Raw genomic sequence first — 14,873 nt, 5'->3', positions numbered from 1 at the left:
AGCTTGCAGCTTGCAGCTTGCAGCTTGCAGCTTGCAGCTTGCAGCTTGCAGCTTGTTGTCAGCGCAACAACAGAAAATCGGTCACCACCGCCACCAGCCGGCCGTTGGCGTCGTAGCCGAAGTAGCTGGGGTAGGCGCCGTCGCCGTAGCCGCTGGAGAAGAACGCCACATTGCCGGCGTCGGTCGGCAGCAGGTACCAGCTGCGGGTGTGCTGGTAGGTCTTGTCCAGTTCGGCGAACAGGCGCTCGTCGAAAGCCTCGCCTTCCTGGTCTCGGCGGGCCTCGTAGCTGCGCAGGGCGGCGGCGTCCATGAAGCCGCCGGCGCCGCTGTCCACCCCGTAGCCGAAGAACTCGTCCGGGCCCAGGGTGTTCGGGTCCTGGCCTTTCACCAGGGCCATCTCCCAGCGGGTCGCCGGGCCGGGGGCGAAGACGATGCGGGCGAAGGCCACGCGCTCGTCATCGCCGATCCGCGCGATGGCCAGCTGCAACGGATAGCGGCCCTTGGGCACGGCTTGGGTGAAGGGGCCGTCGCAACTCACCAGCGGGTCGCAGGCCACCAGTTGCCCGGTGGGCAGCTCCAGCTCGCCGATGGCCTGTGTATGGAGGCGGTAGTCCTGGCCCTCCACCTGCACCTGGTAGCCCTCGGTGAAGGCGGCATCGAAGAGCGGGTGGTCCTTCGGGGCGGCGGCCTCGGCGTGGAGCGCTGGCAGGGCCAGCAGGGCGAGCCCGGCGAAGTGTCGTTTCATGGTCGGTGGTTCTCCATCTGTGCGGCAGCGGTGGAGAAGATCCCACGCCCTGGCGCCCGGGTGTGCGGACTGGTGCGCAGAATACCTGCGGCGCAGCCAGGCGAGTGCGTCCTGCTCGACGGGCTTGCCGCTTCGACCGCTCAAGCGCGGTAATCTACGCGCCGTTTCGGCCTGGCATCCCCGGGCCCCGTCCATGCCGCCTCGGGCGTGCCTTATTGCACAAGGATCGAAGATGGAACTGGTATTCGTTACGCAGCGCCTGGCTGCACTGTTTGAGTCCCATGGCGTCGAGTTCGTCGTGCACGGCGACTGGGTCGCCCCCGGTGGTCGGCTGCCGGCCATCCGCGCCAGCTGGTACCCCGGCGAGCAGACCGGACGGCTGAACGTGGATGTGCTGCTGGAAGACGACAACCGCCAGTTCCAGGAAGCCTTCGTCGGCCTGGGCGAGGGCGAGTCGGGTTTGCAGGACGCCTGGCAGAACTTCTGTCGCAACAGCTTCCACGTGTTGCTCTCGGCGTTGTGGGGCCATGTCGACGAGGAGCAGGTGATGGTGGAGACCTGGCAGGTGGGCGAGCAGCGCTTCGAGGCGCACCTGGGCAACCTCGGCCTGCGGGGCGCCGATGGCAAGGTGCCGGAGCTGCCCGCCGAGCTGTTCCCCAGCATCGAGGCGCAGATCCGCGCCCAACCGCTGGACGCGCGCATCCACTGGTTCCGCCACTTCTTCTGCGCCTTCAGCAACCAGCGCACGGTGGAGGCGCTGTTCGACAACGACGCCTGGCAGGCCGGCATGGACAGCCTCTCGCGCCTCGGCTGGCAGGATTCGCAGGCGTACTACAGCGTGCGGCACTTCCTGGTGGTCAAGCCGATCCCCGACTGACGGTGTCTGCCCGGAACGGTCCCGCTGCAACGCAAGAGCCCCGCATTTAGCGGGGCTCCTGCTTGGGGCCGGCCTGGTGGTTCGAGGTGCTCAGCTGAGCATGAACAGCGCAGCGCCGCCGAACTGGGCCTCGAACTGCTCGGGGCTCATGGGGCGGCCGAAGAGGTAGCCCTGCACTTCGTCGCAGCCGTGTTCGCGGAGGAAGTCCAGCTGCGCGTGGGTCTCCACGCCTTCGGCGATCACCGCGAGGTTGAGGCTGTGGGACATGGCGATGATGGCGCGGGCGATCTGCGCATCGCGTTCGCCGTCGGGCAGGCCGTCGACGAAGCTGCGGTCGATCTTCAGCACATCGATGGGGAACTGCTTGAGGTAGTTGAGCGAGGAGTAGCCGGTGCCGAAGTCGTCCACCGCGATGCACAGGCCCAGGCGCTTGAGGCTGGCGAGAATCTGCATCGCTTCGCTGACATCGCGCATGAGGATGGATTCGGTCAGCTCCAGCTCCAGGCAGGCCGGCGGCAGGCTGCTTTCGGCGAGGATTCCGGAGATGCGTTCCACCAACTGGCCGTCGGCGAACTGGCGGGCGGAGATGTTCACCGAGATCTTCGGCAGGCGCATCTTCTGCTGGTGCCAGTGCTTGAGCTGGCGGCAGGCCTCGCGCACCACCCAGTCGCCGACGTCCACCACCAGGCCGAGCTCTTCGAGCACCGGGATGAAGTCGTTGGGCGGCACCAGGCCGCGCTTGGGGTGCTGCCAGCGCAGCAGCGCCTCGACGCCGGTGAGGCGCTTGCCGTCGCCGGAGAACTGCGGCTGGTAATAGAGGATGAACTCGCGCTGCTCCAGGGCGTGGCGCAGGTCGCCTTCCAGCTCCAGGCGCTCCAGGGCGCGGGCGTTCATTTCGGCCTGGTAGAACTGGAAGTTGTTCTTGCCGCGTTCCTTGGCGTGGTACATCGCGGTGTCGGCGTTCTTCATCAGTTGGCTCAGCTCGCGGCCGTCCTGGGGGCTGAGGGCGATGCCGATGCTGGCGGTGACGAAGAACTCGCGGCCTTCCAGCACGAAGGGCCGGGCCAGGCTGGCGAGTATCTGTTCGGCCACGCTGATGGCGCGGTTCAGCGCGCCTTCACGGGTGGCGCGGGGTTGCAGCAGCAGGGTGAACTCGTCGCCGCCCATGCGCGCCACGGTGTCGTCGTCGTCGACGCAGGCGGCCAGGCGGATGGCCACGTCCTTGAGCATGCGGTCGCCGGCGGCATGGCCGAGGGAGTCGTTGATCGGCTTGAAGCGGTCGAGGTCGAGGAACATCAGCACCACCCACTCCTGGTGCCGCTCGGCGTGCTGCAGCGCGGTGTGCAGGCGGTCCTGGAACAGGGTGCGGTTGGGCAGGTGGGTGAGGGCGTCGTAGTAGGCCAGGCGGTGGATGCGCTGTTCGCTGGCCTTGCGCTCGCTGATGTCGCTGAAGAAGCACACGTAGCTGACCAGGTCGCCTTCTTCGTCGTGCACCGCGGTGATGCCGATCCACGAGGGATAGGCGTCGCCCTGGCGGCGCTTGAGCCAGACCTCGCCCTCCCAGCTACCGCGCTGGTTGAGCTGGCCGAGGATGTAGTTGAGCTGGGTGGCCTGCTGGCGGTCGGCGGTGAGCACCGAGGGCAGCTGGTCGAGCACTTCGGCGGAGGAATAGCCGGTGATGCGGCTGAAGGCTTCGTTGACCTGGACGATGTAGCCCGCCGGGTCGGTGACCAGGATGGCCGAGGTGGAGTGCTCGAACACCGTCGCCGCCATGCGCAGGTCCTTCTCGGCGCGGCGCTGCTGGCTGATGTCGCGGCCGACGCCGAGCAGCCCTTCGAACTGCCCGTGTTCGTCCCACATCAGCATGATGCGCAGTTCCACGGGGATCTTGCGGCCGTCGGCGCGCAGGCAGTCGAAGAGGAACAGCTGGGCCGGCAGGCGGGCGCGCAGTTCGGCCAGGCGCTGGGGGTTGCCCAGGGCGTTGCTGACCTGGTCCAGCAGCACGTAGAGCGGGGCCATCTGCCGTGGGTCGGCGACCGCGGTGTTGAAGCCGTTGGCGACCACCGATTCGGCGCTGAGACCGAGCACCGGCTGCACCGAGGGGCTGACGTAGTTGAGCTGCAGCTGGCGGTCGCTGGTGAAGATCACGTCGCTGATGCTTTCGGCCAGCAGGCGGTAGCGCCGCTCGCTGTCGCGCATCAGTTCGCTGGCTTCGATCTGCTCGGTGATGTCCTTGGCGACGCCTATCAGGCGGCTGACCCGGCCCTTGTCGTCGCGGGTCAGTGATTGCTCGCGGATGTCGAACCAGTGCCAGTTGCCGTCGCGGTGGCGCCAGCGCAGCTGGCATTGCAGCAGCAGGCCGTCGCCGACCACCTGCTGCAGGTTGCGCATGCGCCAGTACTGTTCCTCGTCGTCCGGGTGCAGCACCTGTTCCCAGAAGCGCTCACCCATCTCCTTGAGCTCGCTGCGGCTGTAGCCGAGCTGCTGGCCGAGGCGGTTGTTGCTGAGCATGACCTTGCGGTTGCCGATGTCGTGCACGTAGAGGGTGTCCGGCACGGCCAGCACCACGTCGGACCAGAAGCGCTCGCGCTCGATCAGCGACAGCTCGATGCGCTTGCGGCTGGTGATGTCGCTGATGCTCAGGGTGACGGCGTGCAGGTCCTGGATCATCTCCGGCAGGCGCAGCACCACCCACAGATGGCGCTCGGTGCCTTGGGGCGTGACGATGCGGGTTTCCAGCTCGATCTGCGATTGGCTGCCGAGCACGGCGCCGATCAGCTGGGCGCGGATGCCGCCGTCGCGCAGCGGGCCATGGCCGACCAGCTGCTGCCAGGCCTGCTCGGTGCTGGCGACGCCGAGCAGGCGCAGGGCGAACTGGTTGACCTCGGTGATGCGCAGGCGCTGCTGCAGCTCCATGTGCTGCTCGGGGTGCGCGGTGATCCACTGGCCGAGGGCCTGGGTGTCGCGCAGGCCCAGCTGGAACAGGTATTCGCGCAGGCTGGAAAGGTCCAGCACGCAGAGCGCGACACCGGTGCCTTCGAAGATGTCCTGGTAGCGCCGGCGGGTTTCCTGCAGCACGCGCAGGGCCTGCTGCTCTTCGGTGACGTCGCGCAGCACCCAGACGTAGCCGATCAGCTTGGCACCATCGTTGAGGTCGCTGCGGGTCACGGCGAACAGGCGCTGCTCGCCATCCACGCCGGCGGGCACCAGATCCGGGCCGAGGTCGTTGGGGAAGGTGGTGGCGTGCAGCAGCAGCGGGTCCAGCCCCGGCAGCAGGGCCAGCAGGTGGTACTCCTGGGATTCTTCGCTGCTCATGCCGAACAACGCCTCGGCGCGGGCGTTGAGGTAGCACACCACGCCGTCGGTCCAGGTCACCACCACGCGCTCTTCGATCACCCCCAGGGCGCTGGCCGCCTGGCGCAGGGAGCGCCGCGAGGCGTCGTTGATCTCGCGCAGGTTGCGCTGTTCGCGCTGCAGGACGACCAGGGCGATGGTGGCCAGGGTGGCGCAGATCAGGAACAGTGCGAGGCGGCCGATGAGGCCGGGCAGCAACTGGGCCTGCACCTGGCGTTCGTCGTAGAGCGCGCGCAGCTGCCAGTCACTGTGGGCGAGGGGGGCGAGGAACAGCGTCTGCGACTCTTCCTCGGCGGTCACCGGCATGACGATGGGGCTGTCCTTGTCGAGCTTGCCGCTGTGCATCAGCACGCGAGCACTGAAACGGTCCTCCAGCAGCCAGCCGGACTGGGCGCGCTCCTGCTCGCGGATCCAGTTGTGCAGCGCACGCGGCGCCAGGCGCAGCAGCCAGGCGTTGCCGGCCTGCACGTCCCGCAGGATCAGGTACAGCTGGCCGCCGGCCTGGGCGCTGAAGGCGAAGTGCACGGGCTGGTTGGCGGAGCGCTGGTAGAGGCTGGCAACGAACAGGGCGTCGTCGGCGCCTTCCGCGCTGTCGGCGGCGATGCCGCCACGGGGGGTGAGCCAGGCGATGCTGCGCATGGACGGGTAGATGCGCCGCAGGTTGTCCATCAGCTCGGGGTGGCTGGACGGCTGGCGGGCGCTCTGGGAGAGGAAGGCGAGGCCGGCCTGGGCCTTGAACTCCATGCTGCCTTCCAGGTGGCTGGACAGCTCCCGCGCCAGCTCCTGGCTGCGTTGCCGCTGGCTGTCCTGGAGCTGGTGGTATTCCTGCTGCAGCTGCCAGAGGAGCAGGCCGAGCATCGACAGCACGAGGATCACGAGCAGGCCCTTCACCGAGCGATGCATCGGCGGGCCGTACGGCTCTCCGGGCGCACGCGGGGTAGTGGAAGGGCGAAGCTTGGGCACTGGGCGAAATCCTGCGGTGACGACGAAAAAGGCAGGGTGGTGCTTGCCGACTGACTGTAGTCCGGCTGATGCAAGCCGGCTAGCATGCCTTGAAGTGAGGCGAAGTGCCAGCATGGCCGACGAGCGTCGTTTGCCCTGTTTCGCCCATTCCGGTAGCTTTGCCGCACGCGCGCGGGAGCGCCTGCGCCCCGCTCTATACCCCTGATCACAGAACCAAGGTCACCCATGGCTCAATACGTCTTCACCATGCATCGGCTGAGCAAGGTTGTTCCGCCGAAGCGGGAAATCCTTAAAAACATCTCCCTGTCGTTCTTCCCCGGCGCCAAGATCGGTGTGCTGGGCCTCAACGGCTCGGGTAAATCGACTCTGCTGAAGATCATGGCCGGCGTGGACACCGAGTTCGACGGCGAAGCGCGCCCGATGCCCGAGCTGAACATCGGCTACCTGCCCCAGGAGCCGCAGCTGGACCCGACCAAGAGCGTGCGCGAAGTGGTCGAGGAAGCGGTCAGCGTGGTGAAAGACGCCCAGGCACGCCTGGACGAGGTCTACGCCGCCTATGCCGACCCGGACGCCGACTTCGACAAACTGGCCGCCGAACAGGCCAAGCTCGAAGCCATCCTCCAGGCCAGCGATGGCCACAACCTGGAGCGCCAGCTGGAAGTCGCCGCCGATGCGCTGCGCCTGCCGGCCTGGGACGCCCGTGTCGAGCACCTGTCCGGTGGTGAGAAGCGCCGCGTGGCCCTGTGCCGCCTGCTGCTGTCCGCCCCCGACATGCTGCTGCTGGACGAACCGACCAACCACCTGGACGCCGACTCCGTCGCCTGGCTGGAGCACTTCCTCCACGACTTCCCGGGCACCGTGGTAGCCATTACCCACGACCGTTACTTCCTGGATAACGTCGCCGGCTGGATTCTCGAGCTCGACCGTGGTGCGGGCATCCCCTACGAGGGCAACTACTCCGGTTGGCTGGAGACCAAGTCGGCCCGCCTGGCCCAGGAATCCAAGCAGCAGTCGGCCCACGAGAAGGCCATGAAGGAAGAGCTGGAGTGGGTGCGCAAAGGCGCCAAGGCCCGCCAGTCGAAATCCAAGGCCCGCCTGCAGCGCTTCGAGGAAATGCAGTCCCAGGAATTCCAGAAGCGCAGCGAGACCAACGAGATCTATATCCCGGCCGGTCCGCGCCTGGGCGACAAGGTCATCGAGTTCAAGAACGTCACCAAGGGCTACGGCGACCGCGTGCTGATCGACAACCTGTCGTTCTCCATGCCCAAGGGCGCCATCGTCGGCGTGATCGGCGGTAACGGCGCCGGTAAGTCGACCCTGTTCCGCATGCTCATGGGCAAGGAGCAGCCGGACTCGGGCAGCATCGAGATCGGTGAGACCGTGCAACTGGCCTGCGTGGACCAGAGCCGCGACGACCTCGATGGCAGCAAGACCGTGTTCCAGCAGATTTCCGACGGCTCCGACCAGATCCGCATCGGCAACTACGAGATCCCGTCGCGCACCTACGTTGGTCGCTTCAACTTCAAGGGCGGCGACCAGCAGAAGTTCGTCAAGGACCTGTCCGGTGGTGAGCGTGGCCGCCTGCACCTGGCCCTGACCCTGAAGGAGGGTGGCAACGTCCTCCTGCTCGACGAACCGTCCAACGACCTCGACGTCGAAACCCTGCGCTCCCTGGAAGAAGCCCTGCTGGACTTCCCCGGCGCCGCCATCGTGATTTCCCACGATCGTTGGTTCCTGGACCGCGTCGCCACCCACATCCTGGCGTACGAAGACGACTCGCAAGCGGTGTTCTTCGAGGGCAACTACACCGAGTACGAAGCCGACCGCAAGAAACGCCTGGGCGATGCCGCTGCCCAGCCGCACCGTGTGCGTCACAAGAAGCTGGCCCAGTGACCTGAGGTCATCCCCCGGTTGATGCCGGGTGGGCCGCACAAGAAAACGGAGCCGAAAGGCTCCGTTTTCGTTTCCGCTCCCGGCTTACTTCACCTTGCGGGCCAGGTCGTCCAGGCTGCGTTGCAGCTGGTCGGTCTTGCGTGCCTGCTCATCCAGCCCGCGCTTGATGCCGGAGATGTCGTTGGCCGAGCCGCTGTCGCGCTTGAGGTCGTCCACCTGGCGCCTCAGGGCGCTGATGGTGTCGGCCTGATCGCTGCTCAGCTGATTCAGCTTGTTGATGTGCTTCTGCATCTCCTTGAGATCGCCGACGCTGATGTTGCTCTCCGTCAGTTGGCCACCTTGGGAGGTGCTGTCCACGGCGGCGAGGTTGTCATAGCTGCTGGCCGAGCCTGCCATCTCGACACCTGCTCGGGCCTGGCCGATTCCGGCGAGCAGCAGGGCGGTGACCGTGGTGGCGGCGAGGAGAGAAGGACGCATGCGCGAGCGGTACATGGATGGACTCCTGGGAGTGAGTGCCGAAATGGCACATCGCTATGACTGTCGCGAAGGTGCCGGGTTCTCCCGTGGAAATGCGTGGATACAAAGGCCGGGCGGTAGCGCCCCACTCGCTCAGTGCTCGCGCGCATGCGCTATTTGAGAGCCTGAATTGCTCCGACAAGGTGCAGGCTTGGCACGACGAAACCCCCGTTTCAGAGGGTTTTATTCCCTTCGATTACGGCGTCTTTTATAGATTTGCACCAAAAAGATTCAATAAGGCGTCATTTTGCACTTCTGTAGGGCGCGTTTTCCTTGTTAGAGTCAGCGCCCTTTTGATCAGAACGAGCAGGCCAGGACGCCATGACCGAATCCGTCGACAACTATCTTGCCCGCCTGAAACGGCGTGACCCCGACCAGCCCGAATTCCACCAGGCCGTGGAAGAGGTGCTGCGCAGCCTGTGGCCCTTCCTCGAAGCCAACCCGCATTACCTGCAGGCCGGCATCCTCGAACGCCTGGTGGAGCCCGAGCGCGCCATCCTGTTCCGCGTGCCCTGGGTCGATGACGCCGGTCGCGTGCGTGTCAACCGTGGCTACCGCGTGCAGATGAGCAGCGCCATCGGCCCGTACAAGGGCGGCCTGCGTTTCCACCCCTCGGTGAACCTCGGCGTGCTCAAGTTCCTGGCCTTCGAGCAGGTGTTCAAGAACTCCCTGACCTCGCTGCCCATGGGTGGCGGCAAGGGCGGCTCGGACTTCGACCCCAAGGGCAAGAGCGATGCCGAAGTCATGCGCTTCTGCCAGTCGTTCATGAGCGAGCTGTACCGCCACATCGGCGCCGACCTCGACGTGCCCGCCGGTGACATCGGCGTGGGTGCCCGCGAGATCGGCTTCCTGTTCGGCCAGTACAAGCGCCTGTCCAACGAGTTCACTTCGGTGCTCACCGGCAAGGGCCTGTCCTACGGCGGCAGCCTGATCCGCCCGGAAGCCACCGGTTACGGCTGCGTGTACTTCGCCCAGGAAATGCTCAAGGGTCGCGAGAGCGGCTTCGACGGCCAGCGCGTGGCCATCTCCGGCTCCGGCAACGTCGCCCAGTACGCGGCGCAGAAGGTCATGGAGCTGGGCGGCAAGGTGATCTCGCTGTCCGATTCCGAAGGCACCCTGTTCGCCGAGGGCGGCCTGACCCAGGAGCAGTGGGAAGCGGTGATGGAGCTGAAGAACGTGCGCCGTGGCCGCCTCAGCGAGCTGCAGGCGCCCGGCCTGCGCTTCCTCGCCGGCCAGCGCCCCTGGAGCCTGGCCTGCGACATCGCGCTGCCCTGCGCGACCCAGAACGAGCTGGACGCCAACGACGCCCGCACCCTGCTGGCCAACGGCTGCATCTGCGTCGCCGAAGGCGCCAACATGCCCTCGACCCTGGAGGCTGTGGATATCTTCATCGAGGCCGGCATCCTCTACGCCCCGGGCAAGGCCTCCAACGCCGGCGGCGTCGCCACCAGCGGCCTGGAGATGAGCCAGAACGCCATGCGCCTGCACTGGAGCGCCGGAGAGGTGGACCAGCGCCTGCACGGCATCATGCAGAACATCCACCATGCCTGCGTCGCCCACGGCGAAGAAAACGGTCGGATCAACTACGTGAAGGGCGCCAACATCGCCGGCTTCGTCAAGGTGGCCGACGCCATGCTGGCGCAAGGCGTGGTCTGAGTCGCGACATCCCCTGGTGGGAGCGGATGCATCCGCGAAGAAAAGGGCAGCCGAATGGCTGCCCTTTTCGTTTGCGCGGCGGTTGTGCCCGGCCGCTCAATGGCCGGTCAGGGCGCGGTCCATGGCGCGGCGCTTGTCACGCTCCCAGTCCTCGTCGCGATCCTTGGATATCTGCTCGTGGAACTCCCGCAGCTCTTCGCTGCGCACCTGCTCCTTGCACTGCTCGAAACCGTCGCCCCAGCCTTCGGCGTAGGTGCGCTCCTTGAGGTAGCGCGGCACGTCCTTGCGGAAGGCGCCGGTGATCACGCCGGCCGCCTGGCGGCCACTGCTGCAGCCGTCGCGGAAGCCGTCGGCGAAGGCGGGTGGGTAGCCTTCGGCGATCAGGTATTGGTGGGTGCTCTCGCAGCCGGCCAGCAGGGCGCAGCCGAGGATAAGGGGGATGGCAAGGGTGGCGCGGAATGACGCCATGTTCGACTCCCGTACGCCCGTTACCCGGGCGTACATGCGCTGATTTCATTGCGGCGGCCACCCCGGGAGGGGCGGCCTGGCGCAAGTATCGGCGGGAGGATGTCGTGGTTTCGTCAAACCGCCGTGATGGCGATGTCGTGGAAATCCTGCCGCTTACTCTGTATCTGACAGCGGACGGGCAGGAATTGCTGGATCACGTCGATATTGCTCACCAAGTGGTCGCTGAGCACCAGGGTGCTGAAGCTGCCGCCGCCGGCCAGGGCCATGGGCAGCAGCAACTGGTCCGACAGGTGCTCGCCCACCGCGGTGCCGGAAGCCAGCCAGGCGCGGGCCTCGTCCACCGCCAGATCGGCGACCCGCTCCGCGCCCAGGCGGGGCTGGCCGAAGGCGCTGAACACCTCGGTCAGGGTCGCGCAGCCGATCTCCAGCAGCAGGGAATTGCCCGGCCCCTGGTCATTGTCGATGAACTGCAGGTGCAGCTCGTTGTCACTCCAGCCCAGGCGCTTGCCCACCCGTTGCAGCTCGCGCTCGCCGACATGGCCGGGAACCCCGGCAACCAGGGCGCGTGCCTGGCGCTTCGACACCGCGCCCGGTGCTTCCAGGTGCAGCGGCTGCAGTTCGCCGGGTGCCATGCGCAACCGCACCACGCCGCCACCGGCCATCATGAAGCCGTGGCGCAGCAGCTCCAGCTCCACCTCGGCGCCCATGCGGCGCAACAGCGGCAGCCAGGCGCACTGGAGAAAGTCCACCGGCGGCGCCAGCGGGTTGTGGGTGCCGCCGCTGACTTCCAGGGTGCTCGGCCCGTCGGCGAACAGCAGCGCCGGCAGCAAGGTCTGCAGCACCAGGGTGCAGCTGCCCCCGCTGCCGATGGCGAAACGGTAGTTGCCGCCGCGTATCGGCCCCGGCGTGAAGCACAGCGTCTGCGAGCCCAGCTCAGTGCCCTCGACCACTGCCCCGGACACCTGCGCCGCCGCCAGCACCGCCGTCAGGTGCTGGCGCAGCAGGCCCGGCCGGCTGCGCTTCGCACGGATATTGCGGATGCGGAACGGGCGCCCGCTGATCATCGACAGGCTCAGCGCGCTGCGCAGTATCTGGCCGCCACCGATGGCGCCGTCGAGTTCGAGAAAATCCTTGTTCATGTCTTCAGTGTTCCGATCAATTGCTTCCGCTTGGGGCGGCTGGCCAGGTCATGGCCGATTCATTGGGTTCCATCGGTTCCGGCTGCTGGCTGGAGAAGTCCGCCAGGCATACCCATTCGAGGTTTTCTTCTGGTCGTTGGCATGCCAGCACCTGGCCTTGCCGTCCCATCACCAGGCGACCGTTGCAGTCGAAGTCGACGAAGTCGGCCTCTCCGATCGCGGTGGGCTCACCGCTTCTCCACAGGGTGAAATGGTTGCGCCATTGATATCGATGGGCTTGATGTTTCTGCCAGGTCAGCATGAGCTCGCCCTGGCGTTTGATCAGGCGTGTGCGCATCTGCCAGTGGTAATTGGATTCGGCTCCGTCTGGTAGATCGGGTGCTTGCCAACCGTTGTGCAGGCAGGCCTGAAACCAGCTGGAGAATCGCCCGCTCGTCTCCACCTGCAACGGCAATTCGGCGTTCGCGCGTCGCTCGCAGGGGCGGGCGATGTTCAGCAGCAGATGCCTCGATCCTTTGAACAACCCGCCGCCTTCATAGCCAGGGTGGGCCCACAGCGCCAGTGCGGAGAAGTGGGGCGGCCGGCTGACGGCCGTCCACGCGGGGCCAATGTCTTCTGGCCAGTAACGCCGCCCCTCGCGCCGTGCGAGATAAAGGAAGAGTTCGCCGTCGTCCGAGAGATCACATTGCTCGGCTGCGATTTTTCCGTGAAACCACTGGCCGAGGGCGAAGCTGTCATCCCTCAGGTCCCAGCGGATCATCCGTACCCATTCGCTGGGACCACGGCGCAGCAGTACCGCCACCGGCGCGCTGTGGGCGAACCAGGCTTTCAGGCTGCATTTGGCGGGTGTCCTTGCCGGGCCCTTGGTCTTGCAGGTCATGGGGTCTGGCCATCCTTGTCGGTGTTCGTTACAGGGCCCGTATCAGGGCCGCCAGTTCTTCTTCGGGTATCAGTTGCCTGTCGCGCAGGCCTTCCAGGCGGGCCTTGAGTTGCGCGGCAGACGCCCAGTATCTGTTCGGTCGCCAGCGCTGACGCCAGGACTGGAACGCCTGTAGCCAGAGCTCGCGCTGGGCTTCAGGAGCGTTGCACAGGCCATCCAGCAGGCTTTCCCATTGGGCGCCGGCGGGCCGCATCAGGATGAGGCGCAGGCTGCCCGGTATGTCCTCCACGGCACGACGGGCGATCTCTGCCTGCAGTGCCGGCTCGAATGCCGGGTGGTGCAGGCGCTTCAAGGCCAGGAGTGCCGCCACGATCACGCCCGGTGCGGCGTCGTCCAGCAGGACGAGGCTCGCCTCGCTTGCCTGTTCAGGGGCGAGCTCCATCAGCACCTGTAGGCCCTTGCGGCGTACGGAGGGCAGTGGCGCGGCGAGCGCCTGGTGAGCCAGCGGAACGGCTTCCTCCATACGCAGTTCAGCGGCCTGGCCGAGCACGCCGTGCCAGTGCGCCCTGTCCTCCGGCAGCTGTTCCAGGGCACGTCGCACCACGGCCGGGGCGTCGACGCCATGGCGAGGTGCAGCCCAGCGAGCCAGGTCGCGAACGGCGGGCGAGCTGTCCAGCAGGGCCGTTTCCAGCCAGCTGTGCAGTTCTGCTGTGTCGGGTTCGCCCTTGAGCAGCGCATACAGGGCCTTGGCGCGCAGGCGGCCGCTGCGGTCCATCAAGGCTCGGCGCCAGAGCGGCCCGGCCAGGTCGGCCGGCGCCTTGCCTAGCGCGTCCATGGCCTGGGTGCGCAGGGTTGGATCGGGGTGTACCAGGGCGGTCCCGAGCAGTTCGGCGTCGAGGTTGCCCTCCGCCATCAAGGTGCTGAAGACGAAGCGTGCTTCCCGCCCGCTCAGGCCTGGCAGCGCCTGAAGCAAGGTCGGTCGCAGCGTGGGCTCTCGCAGGCGCTCCTGGATGCTGGCCAGGGCCACGCTGTGGTCGGCGCGCATCTTGCGCTGCAGGTCCAGCAGCAGGTCGAGGTTGGCCAGCAGGCTCTCGGCAGATGCCGCAACCAGGCGCTGTTCCAGGGCGCCACGTGCCAGCTCGCGCAGGCTCGCCACCGAGTCGTTCAGGCAGATGAGGCAATAGGCCAAAGCGGATTCGTCGCCCCGTTCGAGGTATCGGCGCAGCACGCCCTCGCGGATGAAACCGTTGTGCTGCCGGGGCAGCTCGCGGGCGCTGAGGGGGGCGCCGTTGGCCAGGGCGGTTTCGGCTTCGTCCAGCCGGTATCGCAGCCAGTCGGTGTATTCGCCGGCAGCCTGTTTCACGCGTAGCTGGTCCCGCCAATGGGCGAGCCATTGCATTGTGTTCATTGGAGCTCTCCTTGGACGGGGGATCTGGCCCCATCCCTGTCCCGCCGGCTTAGGGCATCGGTGCGGGTGTATTCAATAGCGGTGCCAGTGGCACGGTCTGCGGGCGCAGGGTCGCTGCGCAGTGGCGCAGGCGGGTGGTTTCCGCTCGGGCCTGGGAGGCGCTTTCCGCCACCTGCGTCAGGGCGTAGCGGTTAGCGCCCGGGGTGCCGGTGTCGATGACCGCATAGGACCCCAGGCACTCGGGTTGCCGGGTGCGGGAGGCATGGGCGGCGGTGATGCTGGCGTGGCGCTCGGCGATCACCGCGAGCCGCGACGCTGGTGGCGGAGTGGCGGCTTCGGCCAGGGCCGAGTGGTCGCCATTCCACTTCAGGTTGCGGGTTTCCAGGCGGTCCGGCGCGTTGTCCTCCAGGGCGTGGTAGCGCACCAGCAGCACCGGATTCTCACCGGTGGCGGCCAGCACCCAGCTCTGGTTGGGCCCCGGGGCTTCGTCGTGGGACCAGGCCAGGCGCGGGCCCTGGGCCGTTGCCAGGTAGAGGGCGTGGCGGCGCTTGGGGTGTTCGAAGCCGGCCATCTGGGTGACCAGCAGCGCCTGCGCGCCACCCGCCAGCGGCAGCGGGCGGGCGGAGGCGCTGACCTGCCCTTCCTCCTCACCGGTTATCCACACCCCGGGTTGGGCCGAAGCGCTCGCCAGGGGCGTACCGGTGCCGTACAGGGGATCGGGCTCTGCTGGCTGGGCCGGTGCAGCCGTCGCCGACCAGGCCAGCGCCGCCGGGGCGCCGACCGGCTGGCCGCCACGCAACAGGCGCAGCTCGAAGGGGCAGGGCGCCTGGTTGCAGGCGGGCAGCGACAGTTCGAAGGCCGTTGTTGCGTCCAGGGCGACGGTTTCCAGCCGCTGGCGCTCCTGGGCGGCCAGGCCGCTGGCCAGGCCGAGGAGCGCCGGCAGGGTGATAAGCAGTTTGAAATCCATTTCCCGT

General features: G+C 67.1%; 11 protein-coding genes. 3 read left to right on the top strand and 8 right to left on the bottom strand.

Going from position 1 to position 14,873, the window contains the following annotated elements:
- Window positions 1-58: 58 nt before the first annotated feature.
- Window positions 59-745 (bottom strand): DUF4241 domain-containing protein, encoded by a 687-nt coding sequence (locus OEJ36_RS05385; protein WP_263400648.1) that lies wholly within the window; start codon window positions 743-745, stop codon window positions 59-61.
- 232 nt (window positions 746-977) lie between these two features.
- Here OEJ36_RS05385 and OEJ36_RS05380 point away from each other — a divergent pair, with 232 nt between their 5' ends.
- Window positions 978-1,622: a DUF6348 family protein gene (locus OEJ36_RS05380; RefSeq protein WP_263400647.1), complete on the top strand. Its 645-nt coding sequence runs from the start codon at window positions 978-980 to the stop codon at window positions 1,620-1,622.
- A 90-nt stretch (window positions 1,623-1,712) separates the two neighbouring features.
- Here OEJ36_RS05380 and OEJ36_RS05375 read toward each other — a convergent pair whose 3' ends face one another.
- Window positions 1,713-5,879: a bifunctional diguanylate cyclase/phosphodiesterase gene (locus tag OEJ36_RS05375; protein WP_263400646.1), complete on the bottom strand. Its 4,167-nt coding sequence runs from the start codon at window positions 5,877-5,879 to the stop codon at window positions 1,713-1,715.
- A gap of 285 nt (window positions 5,880-6,164) precedes the next feature.
- Between OEJ36_RS05375 and ettA the strand changes: the two genes are divergently transcribed.
- The gene (ettA, locus tag OEJ36_RS05370) at window positions 6,165-7,832 is read left to right on the top strand and encodes an energy-dependent translational throttle protein EttA (RefSeq protein WP_263400645.1); all 1,668 of its coding nucleotides are present in this window, start codon (window positions 6,165-6,167) and stop codon (window positions 7,830-7,832) included.
- An 84-nt stretch (window positions 7,833-7,916) separates the two neighbouring features.
- Here the strand turns inward: ettA and OEJ36_RS05365 are convergent, their stop codons facing one another.
- Window positions 7,917-8,324: a hypothetical protein gene (locus tag OEJ36_RS05365; RefSeq protein ID WP_263400644.1), complete on the bottom strand. Its 408-nt coding sequence runs from the start codon at window positions 8,322-8,324 to the stop codon at window positions 7,917-7,919.
- Between the two features lie 345 nt (window positions 8,325-8,669).
- On the opposite strand from OEJ36_RS05365, the gene gdhA reads away from it, so the two are divergent.
- Window positions 8,670-10,004: an NADP-specific glutamate dehydrogenase gene (gene gdhA, locus OEJ36_RS05360; protein ID WP_263400643.1), complete on the top strand. Its 1,335-nt coding sequence runs from the start codon at window positions 8,670-8,672 to the stop codon at window positions 10,002-10,004.
- 96 nt (window positions 10,005-10,100) lie between these two features.
- Here the strand turns inward: gdhA and OEJ36_RS05355 are convergent, their stop codons facing one another.
- The 5 genes from OEJ36_RS05355 to OEJ36_RS05335 all read right to left on the bottom strand — a co-directional run bounded on the left by OEJ36_RS05355 (window position 10,101) and on the right by OEJ36_RS05335 (window position 14,866).
- Window positions 10,101-10,472: a hypothetical protein gene (locus OEJ36_RS05355; RefSeq protein ID WP_263400642.1), complete on the bottom strand. Its 372-nt coding sequence runs from the start codon at window positions 10,470-10,472 to the stop codon at window positions 10,101-10,103.
- A gap of 113 nt (window positions 10,473-10,585) precedes the next feature.
- A complete protein-coding gene (gene rtcA, locus OEJ36_RS05350; RefSeq protein ID WP_263400641.1) occupies window positions 10,586-11,611 on the bottom strand; it encodes an RNA 3'-terminal phosphate cyclase in 1,026 nt (341 codons plus the stop codon).
- Window positions 11,612-11,627: 16 nt separating this feature from the next.
- Window positions 11,628-12,491 (bottom strand): hypothetical protein, encoded by an 864-nt coding sequence (locus OEJ36_RS05345; RefSeq protein ID WP_263400640.1) that lies wholly within the window; start codon window positions 12,489-12,491, stop codon window positions 11,628-11,630.
- A gap of 28 nt (window positions 12,492-12,519) precedes the next feature.
- Window positions 12,520-13,899 (bottom strand): HEAT repeat domain-containing protein, encoded by a 1,380-nt coding sequence (locus OEJ36_RS05340; RefSeq protein ID WP_263400639.1) that lies wholly within the window; start codon window positions 13,897-13,899, stop codon window positions 12,520-12,522.
- A 49-nt stretch (window positions 13,900-13,948) separates the two neighbouring features.
- Complete coding sequence (locus OEJ36_RS05335) at window positions 13,949-14,866, bottom strand: hypothetical protein (protein WP_263400638.1); 918 nt, start codon at window positions 14,864-14,866, stop codon at window positions 13,949-13,951.
- Between the last annotated feature and the right edge of the window lie 7 nt (window positions 14,867-14,873).

Origin of the sequence: Pseudomonas sp. PDM13 (assembly GCF_025685765.1) — a bacterium.
Taxonomy (GTDB): domain Bacteria; phylum Pseudomonadota; class Gammaproteobacteria; order Pseudomonadales; family Pseudomonadaceae; genus Metapseudomonas; species Metapseudomonas solani.
This window is presented reverse-complemented; position numbering and strand designations above follow the sequence as displayed.

Bases quoted from the DNA above. Each gene is read 5' to 3' on its own strand.
- OEJ36_RS05385 (WP_263400648.1), bottom strand. From the start codon at position 745: ATGAAACGACACTTCGCCGGGCTCGCCCTGCTGGCCCTGCCAGCGCTC.
- OEJ36_RS05380 (WP_263400647.1), top strand. From the start codon at position 978: ATGGAACTGGTATTCGTTACGCAGCGCCTGGCTGCACTGTTTGAGTCC.
- OEJ36_RS05375 (WP_263400646.1), bottom strand. From the start codon at position 5,879: ATGCATCGCTCGGTGAAGGGCCTGCTCGTGATCCTCGTGCTGTCGATG.
- ettA (WP_263400645.1), top strand. From the start codon at position 6,165: ATGGCTCAATACGTCTTCACCATGCATCGGCTGAGCAAGGTTGTTCCG.
- OEJ36_RS05365 (WP_263400644.1), bottom strand. From the start codon at position 8,324: ATGTACCGCTCGCGCATGCGTCCTTCTCTCCTCGCCGCCACCACGGTC.
- gdhA (WP_263400643.1), top strand. From the start codon at position 8,670: ATGACCGAATCCGTCGACAACTATCTTGCCCGCCTGAAACGGCGTGAC.
- OEJ36_RS05355 (WP_263400642.1), bottom strand. From the start codon at position 10,472: ATGGCGTCATTCCGCGCCACCCTTGCCATCCCCCTTATCCTCGGCTGC.
- rtcA (WP_263400641.1), bottom strand. From the start codon at position 11,611: ATGAACAAGGATTTTCTCGAACTCGACGGCGCCATCGGTGGCGGCCAG.
- OEJ36_RS05345 (WP_263400640.1), bottom strand. From the start codon at position 12,491: ATGACCTGCAAGACCAAGGGCCCGGCAAGGACACCCGCCAAATGCAGC.
- OEJ36_RS05340 (WP_263400639.1), bottom strand. From the start codon at position 13,899: ATGAACACAATGCAATGGCTCGCCCATTGGCGGGACCAGCTACGCGTG.
- OEJ36_RS05335 (WP_263400638.1), bottom strand. From the start codon at position 14,866: ATGGATTTCAAACTGCTTATCACCCTGCCGGCGCTCCTCGGCCTGGCC.